Origin of the sequence: Chamaesiphon sp. VAR_69_metabat_338 (genome assembly GCF_031423935.1) — a bacterium.
Taxonomy (GTDB): domain Bacteria; phylum Cyanobacteriota; class Cyanobacteriia; order Cyanobacteriales; family Chamaesiphonaceae; genus Chamaesiphon.
Genome location: NZ_JANPGM010000380.1, coordinates 1 through 2810, shown reverse-complemented (window position 1 = coordinate 2810; position 2810 = coordinate 1). Strand labels below are relative to the sequence as shown.

Here is a 2810-nt window from a genome sequence, read left to right as displayed (position 1 = left end):
AGTCCGATTGCGAACAGTTTGTGGCAGACTGAGATTAACTTAAGCGATCGAATAGGCATTTGAACTCATGGTAAAACAGTTAGATCTGCTAGGTACAGACAAAATTATTCCGATCGATCTGCCATCAGAGATGCAGCGATCGTACCTAGAATACGCCATGAGTGTGATCGTGGGGCGGGCGTTGCCAGATGTGCGGGATGGACTCAAACCCGTGCATCGGCGGATTATTTATGCGATGCACGAGCTGGGATTGACACCCGACAGACCCTATCGCAAATGCGCGCGGGTCGTCGGGGATGTCTTGGGTAAATATCATCCCCACGGCGACCAATCGGTCTATGATGCCCTCGTGAGATTGGTTCAGGACTTTTCGACTCGTTATCCGCTGTTGGGCGGACACGGCAACTTTGGCTCGGTGGATAACGATCCGCCAGCGGCGATGCGGTACACCGAGACGCGGTTAGCTCCGATCGGGCATGAAGCACTCCTCAGCGAGGTTGGTACCGCAACGGTAGATTTTATCGGTAACTTTGATAATTCGCAGCAGGAGCCGACTGTTTTACCAGCCCAGCTCCCGATCTTGCTGGTGAATGGTTGCAGTGGGATTGCTGTAGGGATGGCGACGAATATTCCGCCGCACAATGTTGGCGAAGCGATCGATGGCGCGATCGCCTTAATCGACAAGCCCGATCTTCCCGATGCCAAATTGTGGGAATTGATTCCCGGCCCCGATTTTCCCACGGGTGGCGAAATCATGGGGATTGAAGGCATTCATGATGCTTATCGGACGGGTAAAGGAATTATCACCGTGCGCGGGGTATCACATGTCGAAGTTGCTAGCGAGCGCGCCAAGCTGACTAAATCTAAAAAACGCCGCGATTCGCTGATCGTCACCGAATTACCCTTTCAGGTGAATAAGGCGGCCTGGATCGAAAAAATCGCCGAACTCGTTAATGCGGGTAAAATCGACGGGATTGCCGATTTGCGCGATGAAAGCGATCGCGATGGCATGCGCGTCGTCATCGAGATCAAGCGCGATGCCGAGCCGAGTAACGTCCTCGACCAACTGTACCGTCAAACTGCGCTCCAGAGCAACTTTGGCGCGATTATGCTGGCGATCGTCGAAGGCCAACCGCGCCAATTGAGTCTCAGACAACTCCTAGAGGAATTTCTCAAGTTTCGGGAAACGACCCTCACCCGTCAGTATGGCAACGAACTAGAGCAAGCCCAGAAACGGATACATATCCTCTCCGGTATCCTGACAGCCTTAGATAACCTCGATGCGACGATCGATATCCTCCGCAATGCGCCCGACGGGACGACAGCGAAAGCGATTTTTCAAACTCGATTAAATCTGAGCGATACTCAAGCCGATGCAATTTTGGCAATGCCGTTAAGACGGTTGACTGGCATGGAAAAAACCAATCTCCAGGCCGAATTTCAGGAAGTAAATACCAAAATTAATAGCTTAAATAATCTGCTCCAAGATCGGAACGAACTGCTCAAATCACTCAAGAAAGATTTGCGATCGCTCAAGCGGAAATTCGCCGACGATCGTCGTACCAAAATCACCAAACTAGACCCACCGACGATCGACAGATCCGAACTAAATCGTCTGGCTAGAGCCAAGTCCAAAGCCACTACTGGCGATGAATCGATCGAAGATCGACCCACCGCCAAAGAGCGACGCAATCGCACCTTGCCGGCGACGCAACTGCAAATTGTCGAAGCCGAACCCAGTCAACCAACTACCGTAGAAGTTACCCATCAAGGCTATATTAGACGACTCGGTAAAACTGGAGCAAAACTCAATCCTAATAGTCAAGATTTTGTCACTAAAACTTATCAAACTAACACCGATGCAGAACTGACGGTCGTTACTAATGAGGGTAAAGCTTATCCCCTCAAAATTCGCGAGATTCCCCCCACCCTGGGGAACGATCGCGGCACGATCCTCGCCAGCCTCATTCCCGCACTCCAAGAGACGAACGAGCAGATAATTTACACCCTTTCCACCCCCAACGAAGCCGTAGAAGATCTCCAACAACTGCTGCTGCTGACCGCTGGGGGTAAAATTAAACGTATTCTCCAGCAAGAACTCAGCGGACTCACCAATCGCGGTACCACCCTGATCAAGCTGCGCGAAGACGATAAACTCCACACGATCGTCCCCCTCACCGACGAACGGGAGATTGTAATCGCCACCTCCGGCGCACGCATCCTCCGCCTCGCCCTCGCCTCCGAACAAATCCCCTTAATGGGACGCGTCTCCCAAGGCATTCAAGCCCTCAAAGTCGGAGCCAGAGAGCAAATTGTCGGTTGCGTCCCCGCCAATAGCACCGACGACCTCGTCCTAATTACCCGCCACGGTTACGCCAAACGCATCCCGATCGCTACCATCCGCATCGTCCAAACCGGCAATATGGGCACCCACGCGATGCAATTTGCGATTAAAACCGACAACCTCCTCCATCTCGGCCTCCCCACCCCCACCCTCGATCTCGTCACCACCACCCAGCGTCACGAAATCGTACCGATCGATCGCATCACCACCCACGGCAAAGAAGGCATCGGCGATCGACTCATCACCCTTGGCCCTGACGAACAGATTGCCTTTGTTAATGAAGGAATGGTGTAGAGGGGATAGGGAATAGGGGATAGGGGATAGGGGATAGTGAATTTGGACTCAAACTTCGCCTAATCCCCCGCTCCCCGCTCCCCGCTCCCCTATTCCCAATCCCCTCTACACCATTCCTTCATTAACAAAGGCAATCTGTTCGTCAGGGCCAAGGGTGATGAGTCGATCGCCG

At 52.8% G+C, this 2810-nt stretch carries 1 protein-coding gene; it reads left to right on the top strand.

The window, feature by feature from the left end; all coding sequences use genetic code 11:
• Positions 1-67 precede the first annotated feature (67 nt).
• The gene (locus tag RMO84_RS10625; RefSeq protein ID WP_310488434.1) at positions 68-2638 is read left to right on the top strand and encodes a DNA topoisomerase (ATP-hydrolyzing); all 2571 of its coding nucleotides are present in this window, start codon (positions 68-70) and stop codon (positions 2636-2638) included.
• Positions 2639-2810: the final 172 nt, after the last annotated feature.